Raw genomic sequence first — 20,367 nt, forward strand, 5'->3', positions numbered from 1 at the left:
ATCAGGCTCCTTGACCGGGAACGGAGGACGGCAGGAGGGCGCGTGCCTCCCTGTCGCGGGTGGCGGTGTCACGACCGGTGGTGTCGCGGACCAGGGGGCCGATGGCGACGAGGGTCGCGAACAGCAGGGCGATCTCGATGTGGTAGACGATGAGGTAGCCCACGGACGGATCGCTCATGGCCTCGCCGAGCGCGCCGGATGCCGAGAGGCTGGAGCCCACGTCCCGCAGGATGCCGCTCGCGGCGATGGCGATGCCGGCCGCACTGGCCTGGACCGCGCCCCAGGCGCCGAGCGCCAGGCCGGTATCCTCGGGCCCCGCCTTCGCCATGGAGGCGGTGAGCGTGCCGTGGGCGAACAGCCCGCCGCCGAGGCCGATCAGCGTGACGCCCGTGGTGAAGAGCTGGGCTGAGGCGAGGGGGGCCGCGAAGATCACCGCCGAGAAGGCCATGATGCCGACCCCGCTGCCGGCGGCCGCCACCCGGAACGGATCGCCGCCTCGGTTGAGCCAGCGCGCGGCCAGCATCAGCCCGACCCCGCCGCCGGCCGCGAGCATGGCGGTGAGCGCAGTGGTGGCGGCCACCGGCAGGTGCAGGATCTGTCCGCCATAGGGCTCGAGCAGGATGTCCTGCATCGAGAAGGCCGCGGTACCGAGCCCCGTGGCCACGAGGCGCCGGCGGGCGAGGCCGCTGTCGGCATAGGTGGCCCAGGATTGCGAGAAGCTCGGGCGCGGCAGGTCCGTCGCCGTGCGTCCGGGCTGTCGCGCCTCCTGCTTCCACAGGGCGATGCCGTTGAGCACGATGGTCACGACGGCCGCGCCCTGGATCACCTGGATCAGCCGCAGGGCCGAGAAATTCGCCAGAGCCAAGCCGAAGGCGATGGCGCTGACCATCATGCCGGCGAGCAGCATGGCGCAGAGGAGCGCCACCACCCTCGGCCGGGCATGGGCGGGGGCGAGATCGGTGGCCAGAGCCAGCCCCACGGTCTGGGTGGTATGGAGGCCGGCCCCCACCATGACGAAGGCCAAAGCCGCGGCCACATGGCCGGGCCAGACCGGGCCGGTGGTGTCGCCGGACAGGATCAGCAGGGAGAACGGCATGATGGCGAGCCCGCCGAACTGCAGCAGCGTGCCGAACCAGATGTAGGGGACGCGGCGCCAGCCGAGCACCGAACGGTGGGTGTCCGAGCGGAAGCCGACCAGGGCCCGCAAGGGTGCGAAGACCAGGGGCAGCGACAGCATCACCGCCACGATCCAGGCCGGGACTTCGAGCTCGACGATCATCACCCGGTTCAGCGTGCCGATGAGGAGCACGGCGGCCATGCCCACCGTCACCTGGAACAGCGACAGCCGCAGCAGCCTCCCCAGCGGCAGCTCCGGCGTCGCCGCATCGGCGAAGGGCAGGAACGGCATCAGGCCGGGGCCGAGGCGCGTGAGCAGGCGTGCGGTGAGGTCGGCGGGTTTCATGACAGGCCCCCTCCCCCTTGCGGGAAGAGGTGGGGAAGAGAGGTGCGCGCCAGCTCGACGGCGTTCGAGAGATAGAACCCGCTGTTGACCCGCCGCGTCCGCCCCACGGCGAACCCGGCAAGCGCGGCCTCCCTGCCGATCCGGCGGCGCAGGCCGCTTTCGGTGATCGGCACGATGGCGGGCGCCCGGTCGCCGCGCGGGAAGAGCCGGCCGGCGGCGTGCATCACGGTCAGAAGCGCCGTACGCGGGGCCACGGTGAAGACCAGGGATCCGTCGGTACGCGGGCCGAGTTCGGCGAGCGCGCGGACGATGTCGCCGGCGCCGTAATGGATCAGCGAATCCATGGCGACGACATGGTCGAAGCAGCCGAGCCGGGGGTCGAGCATGTCGCCGACGCGGAAGTCGATATGGTGGCCGCCGAGAAGCTCGGCGCTGCGCTCGCGGGCGAGGCCCACCAGCGTCGGCGACACGTCGATGGCGACCACCTCCGCTCCCCGCCGGGCGGCCTCGACGCTGAGGGCTCCCGTCCCGCAGCCGGCATCGAGGACACGCCGGCCGGTGAGGTCGTCGGGGAGCCAGGAGAGCAGGTTCGCCCGCATGGCGTCCCGCCCCGCCCGCACCGTGGCGCGGATCTTCGAGACCGGGGCGTCCGTGGTGAGACGGGCCCAGGCCTCCACCGCCGTGCGGTCGAAATAGGTGGTCAGCTGCGTGCGGCGCGCCGCGTAGCTGGTGCTCGTCATGGCGCCCACCCTCAATCGAACCCGAGGAACTCGAACAGGTCGCGGTCCTTCATCGGCATCGCCGAGAGCGGCTTGCCGCCGGCCCAGAGATGGGCGGCGAGGCGCATGTACTCGTCGGTCACCGCGATCAGTTCCGGCGTCGGCTCCATCTCGAACAGGGTCGATTTCTTGAGGCGCGAGCGCCGGACCACGTCGAGGTCGGGGAAATGCGCGATGCGCTCCAGGCCGACGGCGGCGTTGAAGCGGTCGATCTCGTCGGTCTTGGCCGAGCGGTTGGCGATGACGCCGCCGAGGCGTACCGGATAGTTCTTCGACTTCGAGTGGATCGCGGCGACGATCCGGTTCATGGCGAAGATCGAATCGAAGTCGTTGGCGGTGACGATCAGCGCCTGGTCGGCATGCTGGAGCGGTGAGGCGAAGCCGCCGCAGACCACGTCGCCGAGCACGTCGAAGATGACGACGTCGGTGTCCTCCAGGAGATGATGCTCTTTCAGGAGCTTTACCGTCTGGCCGACCACGTAGCCGCCGCAGCCGGTGCCCGCGGGGGGGCCGCCAGCCTCCACGCACATCACGCCGTTGTAGCCCTCGGCCACGAAATCCTCGATCCGCAATTCCTCGGAATGGAACTGCACGGCCTCCAGGGCATCGATCACCGTGGGGGCGAGGCGCTTGGTCAGGGTGAAGGTCGAATCGTGCTTCGGATCGCAGCCGATCTGCAGCACGCGCTTGCCGAGCTTGGAGAAGGCCACCGACAGGTTCGACGAAGTGGTCGACTTGCCGATGCCGCCCTTGCCGTAGACGGCGAAGACCTTCGCCGTGCCGATCTTCAGGCCTGGGTCGAGCTCGACCTGGAGGCTGCCTTCCTCGCGGCGCGTGGCCACTGGGTTTCGGATGGCGATGTTCATGCGGCGACCCCTGCGGTGATGCCTTCGAGACGGTCTTCGAGCTCCTCCTCGGCACGGTCGAGCGCGTCGCGCGTGGCCGCGTCGGGAGTCCAGAAGCCGCGTTGGTGCGCCTCGATCAGCCGGTGCGCGACCTTGGCCGACGCGGTCGGGTTGAGGGCGGCGAGGCGCTCGCGCATCGCCGGATCGAGGAGGTAGGTCTCGGTGATGCGCTGGTAGATCCAGGGCGCGACGGCGTTGGAAGTGGCCGACCAGCCCATGGTGTTGGTGAGATGCGCCTCGATCTGGCGCACGCCCTCGTAGCCGTGACCGAGCATGCCCTCCGTCCATTTCGGGTTGAGCATGCGGGTCCGGGTCTCCAGGGAGACCTGCTCCGAGAGGGAGCGCACGACGCCCTCCCCTCTGGTCTGGTCGCTGATGAAGATCGGCACGGCCTCGCCCTTGGCGCGGGCCACCGCCCGGCCCATCCCGCCGAGACCGTCGAAGTAATGGTCGACGGAGGTCACCCCGACCTCCACCGAATCGAGGTTCTGGTAGGCGAGATCGACCTTGGCGAGCACGCTGCCCATCAGGGCGCGCTGGGCGGTGGGCCGGCCGTTGCGGCCATAGGCGAAGGACTTTCGCCGCGAGAAGGTCTCGCTGATCTCGTCCTCGTCCTCCCAGCGGCCGGACTCGACGAGGTTGTTGACGTTGGCGCCGTAGGTGCCCTCGGCGTTGGAGAACACCCGCAGGGCGGCGGTCTCAATGTCGATGCCGTGCTCCTCCATGTGGGCGAGGGCATGCTTGCGCACGAAGTTCCGCTCCGCCGGCTCGTCGGCGGTGGCCGCGAGATAGGAGGCTTCCGCCAGCAGCTTGGTCTGGAGAGGGAGCAGATCGCGAAAAATGCCCGACAGGGTCACCATCACGTCGATGCGCGGGCGGCCGAGGTCATCGAGGGGGATCAGCGTCGCGCCGCAGAGGCGGCCATAGCCGTCGAAGCGCGGGCTCGCGCCGATCAGGGCCAGGGCCTGGGCGATGGGGCCGCCCTCGCTCTTCAGGTTGTCGGTGCCCCACAGGACCAGGGCGATGCTCTCCGGCAGGGGCGCGCCCTCGTCGCGGTAGCGGGCGAGGATGCGGGCGACCTGCCGCGTGCCGTCGGCCACCGCGAAGGCGGAGGGCAGGCGGTAGGGGTCGAAACCGTGGATGTTGCGTCCCGTGGGCAGCACGGAGGGATTGCGCAGGAGGTCGCCGCCGGCGACCGGCGCGATGAAGCGGCCGTCCAGCGCCCGCAGCAAAGCGGGAAGCTCGTGGTCTTGCGCCAGCAGGGCGTCGGTCTCGCGCAGGGCGGCGAAGGCGGCGCGGTGCTCCTCGTCGAGGGGCAGGTTTGCTGCGGCCAGCGCCCGGTCGAGGGGTGCCCCCGCCACCAGGGCCTCGATGCCGGCGCGGTCGGGCTTCAGCCCGCCCGACGCGTCCGCCAGGGCGAGCAGCAGGTCGATCCGTTCCTCGGCGGGCGTGCCCTCGCCGACCACGTGCATTCCGTGCGGGATCAAGGTGTGTTCGAGTTCGCTGAGGGCGAGGCCGAGGGCCAGGACCCTGCCGGACATGTCCCCGAACCAGGCCGGCTCGGCCGGGGTCAGGTCGAGGGCGGAGCCCTGGGCCTGGATCATCTGGCCGAGATCGCGGCGCTCGGCTTCCGCCTCCGGCTCCAGGCCGCGCCAGCGCTCGATGGAGGCCTTGAGGTCGATGAGTCCCCGGTAGAGCCCGGCCTGGGTGAGGCTCGGGGTGAGGTAGCTCACCATGGTGGCGGCCGAGCGGCGCTTGGCGATCATGCCCTCGGACGGGTTGTTGGCGGCATAGAGGTAGACGTTGGGCAGCGGACCGATCAGGCGCTCGGGCCAGCACGAATCCGACAGGCCGGTCTGCTTGCCGGGCATGAATTCGAGCGCCCCGTGGGTGCCGAAATGCAGCACGGCATCGGCGCGGAAATCCTCGCGCAGGTAGCGGTAGAAGGCGGAGAAGGCGTGGGTCGGGGCAAAGCCGCGCTCGAACAGCAGCCGCATCGGGTCGCCCTCGTAGCCGAAGCCCGGCTGCACGCCGACGAAGACGTTGCCGAACTGCGCCCCAAGCACGAAGATCTGCGACCCGTTGCTGTTCTGGCGGCCCGGAGCCGGACCCCATTGCGCCTCGATCTCGGAGAGATGCCGCTCGCGCCGGACATGGTCGTCGGCCGGGATGCGGTGATGGACGTTGGCGCTGGTGCCGAAGCGGGCGGCGTTGCCCGCCAGCACCGCGTTGCGCAGGTCGTCGACGCTGTCGGGCACGGCGACGTCGTAACCGTCGGCCTTCAGGCCCGTCAGCGTGTTGTGAAGGGACTGGTAGACCGAGAGGAAGGCGGCGGTGCCGATGCTCCCGGCATTGGGCGGGAAGCCGAACAGGACGATGGCCACCTTGCGCGCGGCCCTATCCTTCCGGCGCAGGGAGACGAGGCGCTCGACGCGGGCGGCGAGCATGTCGGCCCGCTCGAGGTGGACGCTCATGTCGCGGGCATTGGCGCCGGTCGAGCGGCTGGAGCGGCCGCCGAACACCATCGGCGCGGTGGCCCCGTCGAGTTCGGGGATCGCCACCATCATCGTGGCCTCCACGGGGGAGAGGCCGCGGTCCGATGCCTCCCATTGCTCCACGGTCTGGAATTCGAGGGCGTGAGCGGCGAGGTAGGGGACGTCGAGGTCGCGCAGGGTGGTCTCGGCGGCGGCCGCATCGTTGTAGGCGGGGCCGCCCACCAAAGAGAACCCGGTGAGCGAGACGAGGGCGTCGATGGCGGGCCGGCCGTTGCTCCGGAAGAAGGCCTCCACCGCCGGACGGTTGTCGAGGCCGCTGGCGAAGGCCGGCACGACACTGAGCCCGCGCGCTTCGAGGGCGGCGATGACGCCGTCGTAATGGGCGGTGTTCCCGGCGAGCACGTAGGAGCGCATCACCAGCAGGCCGACGCGGCCCTTCACCCCCGCTGACGGGACCGGCAGCCGCGAGGGATCCTCGCCGATCCGGCCCTTCATGCGCGGATGGTAGAGACCGGTCTCGGGGTAGCTCAGGGGCGCCGGCGCGGCGGCGATCCGGCGCCAGCTCTCGCGCGGCCCGGCGGCGTAGCGGCCGACGAGGAAGCGCACGAGGTTGGCGATGTTCTCGTCCGAGCCCGAGAGCCAGTATTGCAGGGTGAGGAAATAGGCCCTGACATCCTGGGCCGAGCCGGGGATGAAGCGCAGGATCTTGGGCAGCCGGCGGATCATCGCCATCTGTCGGGCGCCGTTGCCCTGGGCGCCGGTCTTGCCGCGCAGCTTCTTCAGGAATTCGAGGGCGCCGTTTTTGGTGCCGTCCATGTCGAAGCGGTTGAGGCGGGTGGTCTTGACGATCTCGCTGGCCGAGAGGCAGCCGATCATCGCGTCGCAATGCGGGCGGCGGGCGAGCAGCGCCGGGTGGATGGCGCGGACGTGCTCGTCCATGAACAGCATGGTCGAGACTACGATGTCGGCGCGGGCGATGTCGGCCTTGCAGGCCGCGAGAGCTCCCGGATCGGTGTCCCATTCCGCCGCCGCGTGGAAGCAGAGCGTGAGCCCCGGCATCTCGTCGCGCAACTGGTGACGGGCGCGCTCCAGGGCGCTCGCCATGTGATTGTCCATCGTCACGACGACGAGGCTGAGGGCAGGACGCTCAGCGTCCGAAATGCGCTTTGGCATCGTACAGCGTCTCGACGGTGATGAGGGGGAGCGCCCGCTCGCGGGCGAAGCGTTCGGTGTTGGCGCGGGCTTTGCCCCGCACGAAGAACGGGATTTTTTTCAGCTCTTTCTCGGCATCTGCGGCCCAAGCGGCGGAACTAGAACCCCTTTCTTCGCCCGCATTGGCGACCGGATTCGCACCTCTACTCGACGGCTGTTCGTCCATCCGAGAGGGTTCGACATGAGGCGCGACGGGCTCCCTCTCCTGGAAGGAGAGGGTTGGGGTGAGGTGTGGTCCATCTCCGGAGAGGCCACACACCTCACCCTGTCCCTCTCCTTCCAGGAGAGGGGACCCGTGCTGCCCGCCAGATGCATGAGTATCGTAGCGCGCAGGGGGGGGAGGGACGGCCTGGTGGCCGGGGCCGAGATGCGAGGGCGCGGCGTCGGCGTGGAACTCGGAATCCTCGCGGAACATGCCGAGCAGATGCTCTTCGAGTCCCATCATCAGGGGGTGGACCCAGGTGTCGAACAGGACGTTGGCGCCCTCGAACCCCATTTGCGGCGAGTGCCGGGCGGGGAAATCCTGGACGTGGATCGGGGCCGAGATCACCGCGCAGGGCAGGCCCAGACGCTTGGCGATGTGACGCTCCATCTGCGTGCCCAGCACCAGTTCGGCGGCGCTGGCCTGGATCGCCGCCTCCACGTCGAGGTAATCGTCGGTGATCGTCGCCTCGATGCCGTGGAGCGCCGCCTCGGCCCGGATCTCGCGGGCGAATTCGCGGGCATAGCTGCCGAGACCCACCACCTTGAAGCCGAGTTCGGTGGCGGCGACCCGGGCGGCGGCGAGGGCGTGGGTTGCGTCGCCGAAGATGAAGACGCGTTTGCCCGTGAGATAGGTCGAATCGACCGAGCGCGAGTACCAGGGCAGTCGCGAGGGCGCGCCGGACAGGACCGGGGCCGGATCGACGCCGGCGATCGTCGCCACCTCCTCCACGAAGCGGATCGTGGCGGCGACGCCGATCGGAACGGTCTCGACCATCGGCTGGCCGAAGGTTTTTTTTAGGTGCTGCCCGGCGGCGCGCGCGATCTCGGGATAGAGCACCACGTTGAAATCGGCCTCGCCGAGGCGGCCGAGATCGGCGGGGCTCGCACCGAGGGGCGCCACCACGTTCACGTCGATGCCGAGGGCGTCGAGTAGCTTCCGGATCTCCACGAGATCGTCGCGATGGCGGAAGCCGAGAGCGGTCGGGCCGAGGATGTTGCAGAGCGGACGCCGGGTCTCGCGCGGCGTGGCGGGCTTGACCGCAGCGGCGAGGGTCCGCACCAGCCGATAGAAGGTCTCCGAGGCGCCCCAGTTCTCCTTCTTCTGATAGGCGGGCAGGTCCAGCGGAATCACCGGGATCGGCAGGGCCAGGGCCTTGGCGAGACCGCCCGGATCGTCCTGGATCAGCTCCGCCGTGCAGGAGGCGCCGACGATCATCGCCTCGGGGCGGAAGCGCTCGTAGGCGGCCGCGACCGCGTCCTTGAAGATCGCGGCGGTGTCGGAGCCGAGGTCGCGCGCCTGGAAGGTGGTGTAGGTCACCGGCGGGCGGGCATCGCGCCGCTCGATCATGGTGAACAGCAGGTCGGCATAGGTGTCGCCCTGGGGGGCGTGCAGCACGTAGTGCAGACCCTTCATTGCGGTGGCGACGCGCATGGCGCCGATATGGGGCGGTCCCTCGTAGGTCCAGACGGTGAGCTGCATCGGGCTACACCTCCAGCCGGGTACGGCGGACGAGGGGGCGCGCGAACAGCTCGGCGAGGTCGCCGGCCTGGTCGTAGCCCTGGATCGGGGTGAACAGCAGCTCGATCGACCATTTGGTCGCGAGCCCTTCCGCCTCCAGCGGGTTGGCGAGGCCGAGCCCGCAGACGGTGAGGTCGGGGCGGGCCTGCCGGCAGCGGTCCATCTGGTCGTCGAGGCTCTGCCCCTCCACGATCCGGGTGCCGCGCGGCAGCAGGGCCATTTCGCGATCGAGATGCCCGCGATGGAGGTAGGGGGTGCCGACTTCCACCAGTTCGGCGCCCATCTCCCGCGAGAGGAAGCGCGCCAGGGGGATCTCCAGCTGCGAATCGGGGAAGAAGAAGATCCGGCGCTGCGCCAGCATCGCCCGGTAGGGGGCGAGCGCCTGCTCGGCCCGGCGCAGTCCCGGCGCCGTGGCGGTCGCGAACCGCTCGGCCCCCACGCCGAACGCATCCGCCGCCGCCCTGAGCCAGCCCGTGGTGCCCTCCGCGCCGAGGGGGAACGGCGCGGAAAGGCGCGTGGCGCCGCGCTCGTCCAGGACCCGCGCCGCCTCCGTCAGGAAGGGCTGGGCCAGGAGGTAGCGGGTGTTCGGTCCCACCGGGGGCATCGCGCCGGCCCGGCGCGCGGGCAGGAACCGCACGGGGCCGATTCCCATCTCCGAGAAGATCCGGGCGAACTGGTCCTCGACCACGTCGGCGAGGGCCCCGACCACGAGGAGCGCGGGCTCGGCCTGCGCCGCCTCGGCCGGCATCTCGGGCACGAGGGAGGCGAGGCAGGCATCCTCCCCTTGCGTGAAGGTGGTCTCGATGCCGCTGCCGGAATAGCTCAGCACCCGCACGTCGGGCGCGAGGCTGCGCGACAGCCTCTGGGCGGCGCGCGACAGGTCGAGCTTGATCACTTCCGAGGGGCACGACCCCACCAGGAACAGGAGCTTGATCTCGGGCCGGCGCGCCACGAGGCGGCCCACCACCGCGTCGAGTTCGTCGTTCATGTCGGCGAGGCCGGCGAGGTCGCGCTCGTCCATGATGGCGGTGGCGAAGCGCGGCTCGGCGAAGATCATCACCCCGGCCGCCGATTGGATGAGATGCGCGCAGGTGCGGGAACCCACCACGAGGAAGAAGGCGTCCTGGATCTTGCGGTGAAGCCAGACGATGCCGGTGAGCCCGCAGAACACCGCCCGCTGGCCGCGTTCCTGCCGGATCTCAAGTCCGCGTTCGCTCTCGAACGCGGTGAGGGGAGCGTGGGCATTCATCGTGCGCCCTCCGTGGAGAGGGTCCCGCGGGGCGACGCCTGCAGCCGCGCGGCCCGCAGCTTCAGCAGGAACTGCGCGGCGTTGACGGCGTAGGAGGCGTAGGCCGCCAGGGCCAGGAGCATCAGCCCCGTCGTGTCGAGGGCGCTTGTGGCGAGCGCCGCGAGATAGGCGGTGTGGAGGGCCAGCACGAGCATGCTGACCATGTCCTCCCAATAGAAGGACGGGGCGAACAGGTAGCGCCCGAAGACGTCCTTCTCCCAGATCGAGCCCGTGACCATGATCGCGTAGAGGACGAGGGTCTTGACCACGATGGAGGCGTTGGCAGCCGACGCGCCCTCCCCCGTCGCCAATGTCCGCAGGACGAGGCCGAGGCTGACGAGGAAGACCAGGAACTGCAGCGGCGCGAGGATGCCCTGCACCAGGGTCCAGGCGGAGGCGTCGCGCCGGGCGCGCTCGGCCGGCGAATAGAGAGGTCGTCTCGGCTGGCCTCCTCTTGCAGGCATCGGCTCCACCCCGTCTCGACCCGGCCCCGCATGGTCGGTGGCCCGTTGAGAGGGAGGTTAGGAACCCGCCGGAAGAGTGTCAAGCTAGCTTTACGTCGTTTTCATTTTACAGATTTGATGCATAATAATGTGAGTGATAGGATTGCCAAATCGTTGGTAAGCGGTATCGTCGTCGTCAAGGCCCGCTTGTAACAATTTTCGCGTCACAAGCAGCGTCAAAGGCATTCGCAAGTCGATGATGCGAAGTTCGACACTCAAGATCGAGCTGGATCAAGAAGCCGTCAGCAACATTGGGAGGTTCCAATGGATGACGTCAGTTCGCTTCGGGCGGCCTCGATGTTTGAGAGGTCGTCCAGCGAAGTCCATCTGCGACGTAATAATGCATTATATCCCGATCGACCGTTTCAGGATCGGGGCCGGACCTGGGACCGCGATCTCGCCAGCGTGGTCGAAGCCGAGATCATTCCGCGGTTGATGCTGGCCCATCGGGCCGACCCGCGCTCGGAGCGCCCCGGCATCCTGCCGACGCCGGACCAGATCGCCGAATTCGCCGCCCTGGTGCTCGCGCCCGATTGCGAGGATGTGGAGAGCCGGATCGTCGTCCTTATCGAGGACGGCCTCGCCCTCGACAGCCTGCTCCTCGACCTCCTCGCCCCCACGGCACGCCATCTCGGCCACCTGTGGGAGGAGGATCTCTGCGATTTCGCGGAGCTCACCATCGCCATGGGGCGCCTCCAGCGCATCATGCACGACCTCACCGCCCGGTTCCGCTCGGAGCCGGCACCGGATCCGCACGGGCGCAGCATCTTCCTGATGGCCTGCCCGGGCGAGACGCACAGCTTCGGCCTCTCCCTCATCGAGCGCTTCTTTCTCGATGCCGGATGGGACGTCACGAGCGCGGCGCACGAGCTCCATCCCGACCCGATCCGGACCGCCCGCACGGGCTGGTTCGACGTGATCGGGGTGTCGCTCGGGTCCGAAACCCTCCTTCCGGCCCTCGCGCGCATGGTGGCCGAGCTTCGGCGCGCCTCGCGCAATCCGTCGGTCCGTGTCATGGTCGGCGGGCCGATCTTCACCGAAAACCCCGATCATTCGGTTCTCGTCGGCGCTGACGCGACGGCGAGCGATGCCCGTGTCGCCATTTCCATCGCCGAGAGCTTGCTTGATCCGCGGGCCAGACCCTGCTGAAAGACCGGCTCGACGTCGTCACATCGTGGTGATCCTTGACCAGTCTGGCACTCCCTGCAGCGGCGGAAACGTTCGCAGCGCTTCGCAAAACCCTCGGTCCCCTTGATGCGGAGGCGGCCGGGCTCCTCGTCGCCGCGGCGACGGACCTCGCGTTGATCATCGACGCGGACGGGGTCATCCGCGACGCGGCCTTCGGCAATGCCGACTTCACCGACGAGGGCTGCGAGACCTGGCTCGGCCAGCTCTGGGTGGACACCGTCACCGTCGAGAGCCGGCCCAAGATCGCCGCCCTCCTGCGTGACGCGGCCCCCGGCGCGGTCACGCGCTGGCGCCAGGTGAACCATCCCTCCGCCACCGGCATCGACTTGCCGGTGCGCTACTCGGCCCTGCGCCTGGAGACCGGCGGCCCGGTCATCGTCATCGGCCGCAATCTGCGCGCGATGGCGGCGCTGCAGCGCAAGCTCGCCGAGACCCAGCAGGCGCTGGAGCGCGACTACCTGCGCCTGCGCGGCGCCGAGACCCGCTACCGCCTGCTGTTCCAGCTCGCCGGCGAGCCGGTCCTGGTGGTGGATGCCGCCACGCGCCGGGTCACCGAGGTGAACCCGGCCGCCGCCCGCCTTATCGGCCGCGTGGAGAAGCGCATCATCGGTCAGGACGTGGTGGACCTGTTCGATGCGGGCAGTACCCGCGAGCTCGAATCGCTCTTCGCCGGCCTGCGCGTGACCGGACAGGCGGGCGACCTCGTCGCCCGTCTCGGCAACGGGCGCGGCGAGACCCGCGTCGCCGCCTCGCTGTTCCGGCAGGAGAACGCCACCAGCGCCCTGCTGCGGCTGTCGGCGGAGCCAACCGACGCGGTTCCCCCGAGCCGGGCGGGGGCCTCGGCCCTCGACGTGATCCAGAGCCTGCCGGAGGGCTTCGTCGTCACCGATCCGCAGCGGCGCATCCTCGCGGCCAACGCCGCCTTCCTCGATCTTGTGCAGCTCGCCACCGAGGAGCAGGTGCGCGGTGAACCCCTCGACCGCTGGCTCGGCCGCGACGAGACCGAGGCCGCCGCCCTGTTCTCGACCCTCGGCCACCACGGCTCCGTGCGCCACTACGCTACGAGCCTGCGCGGCGAGTACGGGGTGGTGGAAGAGGTCGAGGTCGCCGCCGTCTCGGTCCCCGGCGGCGGTCAGCCCTGCCTCGGCTTCACCGTCCGCTCGACCCCCCGCCGCACCGCCGCCGCCCCCGGCGGCCGGGAGCTGCCGCGGTCCGTCGAGCAGATGACCGAGCTGGTCGGACGGGTCTCCATGAAGAACCTGGTGCGCGAATCGACGGACCTGATCGAGCGCCTCTGTATCGAGGCCGCCCTGCGCATCACCCGCGATAACCGCGCCTCGGCCGCCGAGATGCTGGGCCTCAGCCGGCAGGGGCTTTACGCCAAGCTGCGCCGCTACGGGATCGGCGACCTCGACGGGCCGGATGTGGCCGACGAATGAGTCTCGACCGCGGGCAGCCTGCGTCCGACTGTCGCCTTTGTTTGTCGGTCTACGTGTAAATCAAACTTGACACGTGGCGGCGTCGGAACCTAGCTTCGACGTCATGGCAACGTCGGTTTCCCCCGCTCCTTCCGCCATTCGCGGACTGCCCGCCCCCAGCGCCTTGCTGGAGCTGTTGAAGCCGATCACCTGGTTCGCGCCGATGTGGGCCTTCGCCTGCGGGGTGGTGTCCTCCGGGGTGCCGGCGAGCGGGCACTGGCCGGTCATCGTCGCCGGGATCGTCCTGGCCGGCCCTCTGGTCTGCGCCACCTCCCAAGCGGCCAACGATTGGTATGACCGCCATGTCGACGCGATCAACGAGCCGAATCGGCCAATTCCGTCCGGCCGCATGCCGGGGCGCTCCGGCCTCTACGTCGCCCTGGCCTGGACCGGGCTTTCGCTCCTCGTGGCGGCGGTCCTCGGCCCCTGGATCCTCGGGGCGGCCATGTTCGGGCTCATCCTCGCCTGGGTCTACAGCGCGCCGCCCCTGCGGCTGAAGCAGAACGGCTGGTGGGGCAACGCCGCGGTGGGGCTCTGCTACGAAGGCCTGCCGTGGTTCACCGGTGCTGCCGTGATGGCCGGGGCGCTGCCGGACGGCCGCGTCCTGATCCTGGCCCTGCTCTATTCCCTCGGCGCCCACGGCATCATGACCCTCAACGACTTCAAGTCGGTGGAGGGGGACCGGCGCATGGGCCTCGCCTCGCTGCCGGTTCAGTTGGGGACGGATTGGGCGGCCCGCCTCGCCTGCCTGGTGATGGCGCTGCCGCAGGTGGTCGTCATCCTCTGTCTCTCCGCCTGGGACCGGCCCTGGCACGCGACCATGATCGGGCTCCTCCTCATGGTGCAGCTCGTCCTGATGGTGCCCCTGCTCCAGAGCCCCCGCGAGAAGGCCGCCTGGTACAACGGCACCGGCACCACCCTCTACGTGCTGGGCATGCTGGTGGCGGCCTTTGCCGTGAGGGCCCTCGCGCACCAGGGAGCCGTGTGATGGCGTCGACCATGGGCTGGATCGCCATCGTCCGCCTCGGCCTCGTGCAGACGGCGCTCGGCGCCGTGGTCGTCCTCATGACCTCGACCCTCAACCGGATCATGGTGGTGGAACTCGCTCTGCCGGCGATGATTCCCGGCGCCCTCGTGACCCTCCATTACGCCGTGCAGGTCCTGCGCCCGCGCTGGGGCTACGGCTCGGATGTGGGCGGGCGGCGCACACCCTGGATCGTCGGCGGCATGGCCGCGCTCTGCCTCGGCGGCTTCGGCGCGGCGGCGGCCACCGCCCTCATGGAAACCCATCTCTCCGCCGGCATCGCCCTCGCGATCCTGTCCTTCCTCACCGTGGGCATGGGGGCGGGTGCTGCGGGCACCTCCCTCCTCGTGCTCCTGGCGGGCGGCGTCGAGGCACGCCGCCGGGGGGCTGCGGCCACCATCGTCTGGGTGATGATGATCGCGGGCTTCGCCATCACCGCGCCGATCGCCGGACATTTCCTCGATCCGTTCTCCGGCGCCCGGCTGGTGGCCGTGTCGGGGACGGTCTCGCTCCTCGCCTTCCTCCTGGCCGTGCTCGCGGTCAGCGGCATCGAGCCGGAGCGGGCGCCTTCTGGCCATGCGGAGGGCGCCCCGAAGCGGCCGTTCCGCGAGGTGCTGGCTCGGGTCTGGTCCGAGCCGGCCTCGCGCCGCTTCACCGTCTTCATCTTCGTGGCGATGCTGGCCTACAGCGCGCAGGAGCTCATCCTCGAACCCTTCGCCGGCCTCGTCTTCGCGATGACGCCCGGCGTCACCACCAAGCTTTCGGGCCTGCAGCATGGCGGCGTGCTCGCCGGCATGCTCACGGTGGCCGGCCTCACCATGGGGATCGGCGGCCCGTATCTCGGTTCGCTGAAGTTGTGGACCGCCACCGGTTGCGCCGGTTCGGCCCTGGCGCTGGCGGCGATCGCCGGCGGCGGACTCGTCGGGCCGGACTTCCCCCTGCGCGTCGCGGTCTTCGCCCTCGGCCTGTTCAACGGCATGTTCGCCGTGGCCGCCATCGGCTCGATGATGGGCCTGGCGGGGGCCGGCGGCGAGGCCGAGCGCGGCACCCGGATGGGGGTCTGGGGCGCGGCCCAGGGCGTCGCCTTCGGGGCTGGCGGCTTCCTCGGCACCATGGCAGTGGACCTCGCCCGCCTCGTCAGCCCCGAGCCGGTCCATGCCTATGCCGCTGTGTTCCTGGCCGAGGCGGCCCTGTTCCTCGTGGGAGCCCTCCTCGCTCTCAGGATCGAGCACGCGAGCGCCACGCTGCTGCGCCGTGCTGTCCGCCCGCGACGGCCCGTGCTTCAACCCCGTTATCGCTGAGGTAAGTCCCATGCCGGAGCCGGAGACCTTCGACGTCGTGGTGGTAGGGGGCGGCCCGGCCGGGGCCACCGCCGCCACCGATCTCGCCCGGATGGGGCGCCGCGTCCTGCTCCTCGACAAGCCGGGCCGGATCAAGCCCTGCGGCGGCGCGATACCCCCGCGCCTGATCCGCGACTTCGCGATTCCCGACCATCTGCTCGTCGCCCGCGTGCGCTCGGCGCGGATGGTCTCGCCCAAGGACAAGCGGGTGGACATGCCAATCGGCGACGGTTTCGTCGGCATGGTCGACCGCGAGCATTTCGACCCCTGGCTGCGCGACCGCGCGGCCCTGGCCGGAGCCGACCATCGCCCCGGCAGCTTCACCCGCATCGTCCGCGACGATGACGGCGGGGCGGTGGTGCATTACCGCGCCGGCGACGCGGAGTACCGGGTCCGGACGCGCCTCGTCATCGGCGCGGACGGCGCGAGTTCCGTGGTCGGGCGGGCCGAGATTCCCGGCCACGCGGCGATGAAACAGGTCTTCGCCTATCATGAGATCGTTCGGCGGCCGTCGGATGGGAGCGGCGACGTCGAGGGGACGCGCTGCGACGTCTACTACCAGGGCAAGCTCTCGCCGGATTTCTACGCCTGGGTCTTCCCCCACGGCGACACGATCAGCATCGGCACCGGCAGCGCCCGCAAGGGCTTTTCCCTGCGTGGGGCGATCCGCTCCCTGCGCGCCTCCACTGGCCTCGATGCCGGGGAGACCCTGCGCCGCGAAGGCGCGCCGCTGCCGCTGAAACCCCTGAGGCGCTGGGACAATGGCCGCGACGTGCTCCTCACCGGCGACGCCGCCGGCATCGTCGCCCCGGCCTCGGGCGAGGGCATCTACTATGCCATGCTCGGCGGTCGGCTGGCGGCGGAGGCGGCCGACACCTTCCTCGCCACCGGCAAGGCCGCCTCCCTGGCCCTTGCCCGGCGCCGTTTCATGCGCCTGCACGGCCGGGTCTTCCTGATCCTGCGGATGATGCAGTGGGTCTGGTACCGCAACGATGCCCTGCGCGAGCGTTTCGTCTCGATCTGCAAGGACAAGGACGTCCAGCAGCTCACCTGGGATTCCTACATGAACAAGGAGCTGGTCCGGGCAAAGCCCGCCGCCCATGTGCGGATCTTCTTCAAGGATCTGGCGCACCTGTTCCGTTGGGTCTCCCCGTGATCGCCGGGTTCGAGACCGGCCCGGTGGTGGTCGCGGCGGGGGCGGCCCTCGTCACCGCCCTGGCCGGCGGGCTCCTGACGACGACCGGCCCTTGGTATCAATCCCTGCGACGTCCGTCCTGGAAGCCGCCGGACTGGGCCTTCGGCCCGGTGTGGACCACGATCTTCACCCTCACGGCGATCTCCGCCGTGATCGCCTGGCACGCGGATGCCGGAACCTCGGCGCGCGGCGCATTGCTGGCCGCCTACGGCGTCAACCTCGTCCTCAACATCGCCTGGAGCGGCATCTTCTTCCGCCTGCGCCGTCCGGACTGGGCCTATCTCGAGGTGATAGCCCTATGGCTCTCCATCGTGGCGCTGATCGCGGTGACGGCCCAGGTCTCGGGGATCGCGGCGCTCCTGCTCGCGCCCTACCTCGCCTGGGTCAGCGTGGCGACGCTGCTCAACCGGGCGATCGTGCGGCTGAACGGGCCGTTCGGTGAGGCCCGCCCCGCTCGCAGTATCGGGAGCCGGGCATGATTCCGGATGGGGCGACCATGGCGGCCTTGTTCGCCTCCGGGCGGATCATCGACGTGATCCTCGGTCTCGTGGCCCTGGAGGCCGCCGCCCTCGTGGCATGGCGTCTTCATGGTGGAGATCGCCCGCTCCTTCCGCCCCTTTTCTGCAACCTCGCCTCGGGCGCGGCGCTGATGCTGGCGGTCCGCGCCGCGCTGATCGGCTCGGATTGGACGGTGGTGGCGCTCTGCCTTTTCGCCTCGCTGATGGCGCATCTAGGGGAGGTCGCGTGGCGCTTGTTCGGGGGGTCGCGTGGCGCATCCGATCCGGCCATGCCCGACCTTCGCCAACCGGGCAGACCGGTCACGAAGCGTGCCTGAACGACAGCTGTCCCATCTTGGGTTTCATGAGTGGAGAACCGGCTTCATGCGTCGCATATCTGCCCTCCTGCTCGGTTCGGCCGGTCTCATCGCCGCCGCGACCGGTATCTCCTCCCAAGCCTCGGCCCAAGATGCGGAACAGATCAAGCGGGGGGAATACTTGGCGACGGCGGGCGATTGCGTCGCCTGCCATTCCGCGCCGGGCGGCAAACCGTTCGCGGGGAACTACGTCCTGAACACGCCGATCGGGAAGATCCGCACCCCGAATCTCACACCGGACGACGAGACCGGGCTCGGCAAATGGACCGCCGACGACTTCTACCGCGCCCTGCACGAGGGCATCGACAACGAGGGCAGCTACCTCTACCCGGCCTTTCCCTTTGCCTGGTACACCAAAGTCACCCGTGACGATTCCGACGCGATCTTTGCTTATCTGCGCTCCCTCGAACCGGTGAAGGAGCCGCGCAAGCCTTCCGAGATCCCGTTCCCGTTCAATATTCGCACTGCGCTCATCACCTGGCGCACCGCGTTCTTCACCGCCGGCGAATTCAAGCCGGATCCGAATGCCAGCGCCGAGGTCAATCGCGGCGGCTACCTCGTGGAGGGGCTCGGCCATTGCGGCATGTGCCACAACGCCAACAAGATCGTCGGAAACAGCGGACTCGCCGGAAAACTCGGCGGCGGCGTCATCGACGGTTGGTACGCCCCCAATATCACCCCCGACGACCACACCGGCATCGGCGCCTGGACCGACGATCAAGTGGTCGAATACCTCAAAACCGGCACAGCACCGGGCAACCGACCGGGCGTCGCCGCCGGGCCGATGCGCCAGACCATCGAGGAATCCCTCTCCAAGCTGACCGATGCCGACCTGAGGGCGATGGTCGCCTATCTGCGGACGCAGAAGGCAAAAGAGAGCTATAAAGTCAAGGATATTCAGGCGTTTAACCAGGCCGATGCGCCGGGAGCGGCGACCTATCTCAGCTACTGCTCCTCCTGCCACAAGCCGGACGGCAAGGGCGTCGAGGGGGCGATCCCGGCGCTCGCCGGCAACACTTCCGTCCAGGCGGAAGGCCCGGAGACGGTGATCCGCGTCATCCTCGGCGGGCTCGCCGCCCAGAACGGCTACGCGCCGATGCCGGCGGTGGGGGCGGGCATGACCGATCAGGAGGTCGCCGACGTGACCGATTACATCCGCAACGCCTGGGGCAACAACGCCCCCGTCATCGCCCAGCGCGGCATCGTCGGCACCGCCCGCGCCGCCACCCAGACCATGCTGGCGGGAACGGCATCCTGCGCCGTGATCGCACAACCGGACGTGGCCAAAGCCATCGCCGACGCAGGCGCCGCGACGAGCCTGAAGGGGTTGGCGCAGGAGAACTTTATTCCGGTCGTCGACGCTCTGCTTCCCAAGGTGAAGGCCGCGGCCGGTGGCGCTAAGGACGATGACATCGTCAACGGACTGACCACAGCGTTCTGCCAAGCCGCCCGCGATGACCCGGCCTACGGCAAGCCCGGCTGGCACGCAGTGATCGGAAGCTTTTCCAGCGTCGTCTACAGCCAAATCAGGAACCCTGAGAAGCGAGCCGCACTGCCGGCCCCCGCCAGCGCCGCGCCGACGCCGTAATTGATACGGGACGACGTTGCCCGCATCGGCCAGGTGGAGACTGCAGGCCTGCCGTCGATAATTTTCATTGACACATAAGTTTAAGTCGCCGCAGACGATAATACAAACAGTGATATTGAAATATCAAATAGTGGCTGACAGTTTTATACTTCATTGACTTGGTCGGCGAAACACGAGCTATACTAATGTGACCTTTGGGTGACAGCGCCGCTTCGATTGAAGGACGGAGGGAATGGGATCAGGTGCTGGTGCGTCGATGAAGGAGAGCTTGCTCGAATGCGGCGCTTTCCCTGTCGCGCTCTCGGAAGAGGCACTGGATGATTTACGGTTTCCGACACGCAACCTCCATGCTCGGTGTCACCCTCTGCGTCGGCCTCGGCCTCGGCCTGACGACCATCGCCTCCGGGCCGGCCCAGGCCGGTTCGGCGGCGCAGCCTGGGCAGACGGTCGGCCTTCCCGTCGGCGCCCAGCTTCCCGTCGGCCTCTACTTCGTCAACACGTCGAGCTTCGGCGTCCGCGACACCCGGCCGCTCGATTCCGAATCGAACATCAACCTTCCCACTTTCCTTTGGGCGACACCGTGGAACCTGCTGGGCGCGCGGCTCAACTTCGCGGCGATCCAGCCGGTCGTGGCCTCGAGCCCGCGCGGCGCGCCCTACCAGAGCGGCATCGGCCAGCCCCTGCTCGCCGCCCAGCTTGCCTGGAATCTCGGCAACGATGTAGGGGTGAGCTATCTCTTCGGCGGATACCTGCCAATCGAGACGGGCTTCCTGACCCAGAACGCGTCACTGAGCCACCGTTTCGCCGCGACCTATAGCGGCAACGGCTTCAACCTGACCGCCAACCTTCTCTATGGGATCTTCGTCGATCCGGTGACGGCGCAGGGCGTGGTTTATCCCGACTATATCAACCTCGATCTCACTGCGACGAAGAAGTTCGGCAAATGGGAGGTCGGTCCGGTGGCCTTTGCCTCTACCGATCTGCCCACGCGTTTCCCCGGCTATCAACGCCAGGGCCAGATCGCGGTGGGTGGCCTTGTCGGCTACAATTTCGGGCCGGTGAACGTGCAGGCCTACGTCACGCGGGACGTGGCCGAGCGCAGTTACGGTGGCCGCGAGACCCGCGGCTGGCTGCGATTGATCCTGCCGATCTACAAGGAGAGCACCAACTCGGCGGCGCCCTCGATCCCACTGAGCGGGCGGCAATCCCTGCGGTAGGGCATCGTCACGAGGGGCGGGAAGATGGAGTGGCTCTCGTCGCCCCGCGCCGCGGGAAGAGAGGTACCTTCGAGACAGGTCCGGGGGTTACCGTAA

Annotated in this window: 16 protein-coding genes; 9 read left to right on the plus strand and 7 right to left on the minus strand. The window is 69.2% G+C overall.

The window, feature by feature from the left end:
* Position 1: 1 nt before the first annotated feature.
* The 7 genes from K368_RS0119755 to bchF are packed head-to-tail and all read right to left on the minus strand — an operon-like array spanning position 2 to position 10,328.
* On the minus strand, positions 2-1,462 hold the full coding sequence (locus tag K368_RS0119755) for a BCD family MFS transporter (protein ID WP_027173842.1): 1,461 nt from the start codon (positions 1,460-1,462) through the stop codon (positions 2-4).
* A complete protein-coding gene (gene bchM, locus K368_RS0119760; RefSeq protein ID WP_027173843.1) occupies positions 1,459-2,202 on the minus strand; it encodes a magnesium protoporphyrin IX methyltransferase in 744 nt (247 codons plus the stop codon). The genes K368_RS0119755 and bchM overlap by 4 nt, the downstream gene beginning before the upstream one ends.
* An 11-nt stretch (positions 2,203-2,213) precedes the next feature.
* A complete protein-coding gene (gene bchL, locus K368_RS0119765) occupies positions 2,214-3,107 on the minus strand; it encodes a ferredoxin:protochlorophyllide reductase (ATP-dependent) iron-sulfur ATP-binding protein (protein WP_027173844.1) in 894 nt (297 codons plus the stop codon).
* Positions 3,104-6,814, minus strand: coding sequence for a magnesium chelatase subunit H (locus tag K368_RS0119770; RefSeq protein WP_027173845.1), 3,711 nt, complete (start codon positions 6,812-6,814; stop codon positions 3,104-3,106). The genes bchL and K368_RS0119770 overlap by 4 nt, the downstream gene beginning before the upstream one ends.
* Complete coding sequence (gene bchB / locus K368_RS0119775; protein WP_027173846.1) at positions 6,789-8,537, minus strand: ferredoxin:protochlorophyllide reductase (ATP-dependent) subunit B; 1,749 nt, start codon at positions 8,535-8,537, stop codon at positions 6,789-6,791. The genes K368_RS0119770 and bchB overlap by 26 nt, the downstream gene beginning before the upstream one ends.
* A gap of 4 nt (positions 8,538-8,541) precedes the next feature.
* Entirely contained in the window at positions 8,542-9,825 is a 1,284-nt protein-coding gene (locus K368_RS0119780) for a ferredoxin:protochlorophyllide reductase (ATP-dependent) subunit N (RefSeq protein ID WP_027173847.1), read from the minus strand.
* On the minus strand, positions 9,822-10,328 hold the full coding sequence (gene bchF, locus K368_RS0119785) for a 2-vinyl bacteriochlorophyllide hydratase (RefSeq protein ID WP_027173848.1): 507 nt from the start codon (positions 10,326-10,328) through the stop codon (positions 9,822-9,824). The genes K368_RS0119780 and bchF overlap by 4 nt, the downstream gene beginning before the upstream one ends.
* A 444-nt stretch (positions 10,329-10,772) precedes the next feature.
* Here bchF and K368_RS0119790 point away from each other — a divergent pair, with 444 nt between their 5' ends.
* The 9 genes from K368_RS0119790 to K368_RS0119830 all read left to right on the plus strand — a co-directional run bounded on the left by K368_RS0119790 (position 10,773) and on the right by K368_RS0119830 (position 20,271).
* On the plus strand, positions 10,773-11,516 hold the full coding sequence (locus K368_RS0119790; protein ID WP_027173849.1) for a cobalamin-dependent protein: 744 nt from the start codon (positions 10,773-10,775) through the stop codon (positions 11,514-11,516).
* A gap of 35 nt (positions 11,517-11,551) precedes the next feature.
* The gene (gene ppsR / locus K368_RS0119795; protein WP_051439936.1) at positions 11,552-12,994 is read left to right on the plus strand and encodes a transcriptional regulator PpsR; all 1,443 of its coding nucleotides are present in this window, start codon (positions 11,552-11,554) and stop codon (positions 12,992-12,994) included.
* A gap of 103 nt (positions 12,995-13,097) precedes the next feature.
* Positions 13,098-14,021: a chlorophyll synthase ChlG gene (gene chlG, locus K368_RS0119800; protein WP_051439937.1), complete on the plus strand. Its 924-nt coding sequence runs from the start codon at positions 13,098-13,100 to the stop codon at positions 14,019-14,021.
* Positions 14,021-15,358 carry a BCD family MFS transporter gene (locus tag K368_RS25160; protein WP_036266531.1) on the plus strand — a complete coding sequence of 446 codons (1,338 nt, stop codon included), beginning with the start codon at positions 14,021-14,023 and terminating at the stop codon, positions 15,356-15,358. The genes chlG and K368_RS25160 overlap by 1 nt, the downstream gene beginning before the upstream one ends.
* 10 nt (positions 15,359-15,368) lie before the next feature.
* On the plus strand, positions 15,369-16,553 hold the full coding sequence (locus K368_RS0119810) for a geranylgeranyl diphosphate reductase (protein WP_027173852.1): 1,185 nt from the start codon (positions 15,369-15,371) through the stop codon (positions 16,551-16,553).
* Entirely contained in the window at positions 16,550-17,071 is a 522-nt protein-coding gene (locus K368_RS0119815) for a TspO/MBR family protein (RefSeq protein ID WP_027173853.1), read from the plus strand. The genes K368_RS0119810 and K368_RS0119815 overlap by 4 nt, the downstream gene beginning before the upstream one ends.
* 17 nt (positions 17,072-17,088) lie before the next feature.
* Positions 17,089-17,427, plus strand: a complete 339-nt coding sequence (locus K368_RS0119820) for a hypothetical protein (RefSeq protein WP_051440104.1) — start codon at positions 17,089-17,091, stop codon at positions 17,425-17,427.
* Positions 17,428-17,473: 46 nt separating this feature from the next.
* A complete protein-coding gene (locus K368_RS25165; protein WP_036266533.1) occupies positions 17,474-19,054 on the plus strand; it encodes a cytochrome c in 1,581 nt (526 codons plus the stop codon).
* Positions 19,055-19,401: 347 nt separating this feature from the next.
* Complete coding sequence (locus K368_RS0119830) at positions 19,402-20,271, plus strand: transporter (protein WP_027173855.1); 870 nt, start codon at positions 19,402-19,404, stop codon at positions 20,269-20,271.
* The last annotated feature ends 96 nt before the right edge of the window (positions 20,272-20,367 follow it).

Source organism: Methylobacterium sp. 10 (genome assembly GCF_000519085.1).
GTDB lineage: Bacteria > Pseudomonadota > Alphaproteobacteria > Rhizobiales > Beijerinckiaceae > Methylobacterium.

Coding starts and splice junctions, on each gene's coding strand:
- K368_RS0119770 (WP_027173845.1), bottom strand. CDS start 6,814: ATGCCAAAGCGCATTTCGGACGCTGAGCGTCCTGCCCTCAGCCTCGTC.
- bchF (WP_027173848.1), bottom strand. CDS start 10,328: ATGCCTGCAAGAGGAGGCCAGCCGAGACGACCTCTCTATTCGCCGGCC.
- K368_RS0119780 (WP_027173847.1), bottom strand. CDS start 9,825: ATGAATGCCCACGCTCCCCTCACCGCGTTCGAGAGCGAACGCGGACTT.
- bchM (WP_027173843.1), bottom strand. CDS start 2,202: ATGACGAGCACCAGCTACGCGGCGCGCCGCACGCAGCTGACCACCTAT.
- K368_RS0119820 (WP_051440104.1), top strand. CDS start 17,089: ATGGCGGCCTTGTTCGCCTCCGGGCGGATCATCGACGTGATCCTCGGT.
- K368_RS0119755 (WP_027173842.1), bottom strand. CDS start 1,462: ATGAAACCCGCCGACCTCACCGCACGCCTGCTCACGCGCCTCGGCCCC.
- K368_RS0119830 (WP_027173855.1), top strand. CDS start 19,402: ATGCTCGGTGTCACCCTCTGCGTCGGCCTCGGCCTCGGCCTGACGACC.
- K368_RS0119810 (WP_027173852.1), top strand. CDS start 15,369: ATGCCGGAGCCGGAGACCTTCGACGTCGTGGTGGTAGGGGGCGGCCCG.
- bchL (WP_027173844.1), bottom strand. CDS start 3,107: ATGAACATCGCCATCCGAAACCCAGTGGCCACGCGCCGCGAGGAAGGC.
- K368_RS25165 (WP_036266533.1), top strand. CDS start 17,474: ATGCGTCGCATATCTGCCCTCCTGCTCGGTTCGGCCGGTCTCATCGCC.
- bchB (WP_027173846.1), bottom strand. CDS start 8,537: ATGCAGCTCACCGTCTGGACCTACGAGGGACCGCCCCATATCGGCGCC.
- K368_RS25160 (WP_036266531.1), top strand. CDS start 14,021: ATGGCGTCGACCATGGGCTGGATCGCCATCGTCCGCCTCGGCCTCGTG.
- chlG (WP_051439937.1), top strand. CDS start 13,098: ATGGCAACGTCGGTTTCCCCCGCTCCTTCCGCCATTCGCGGACTGCCC.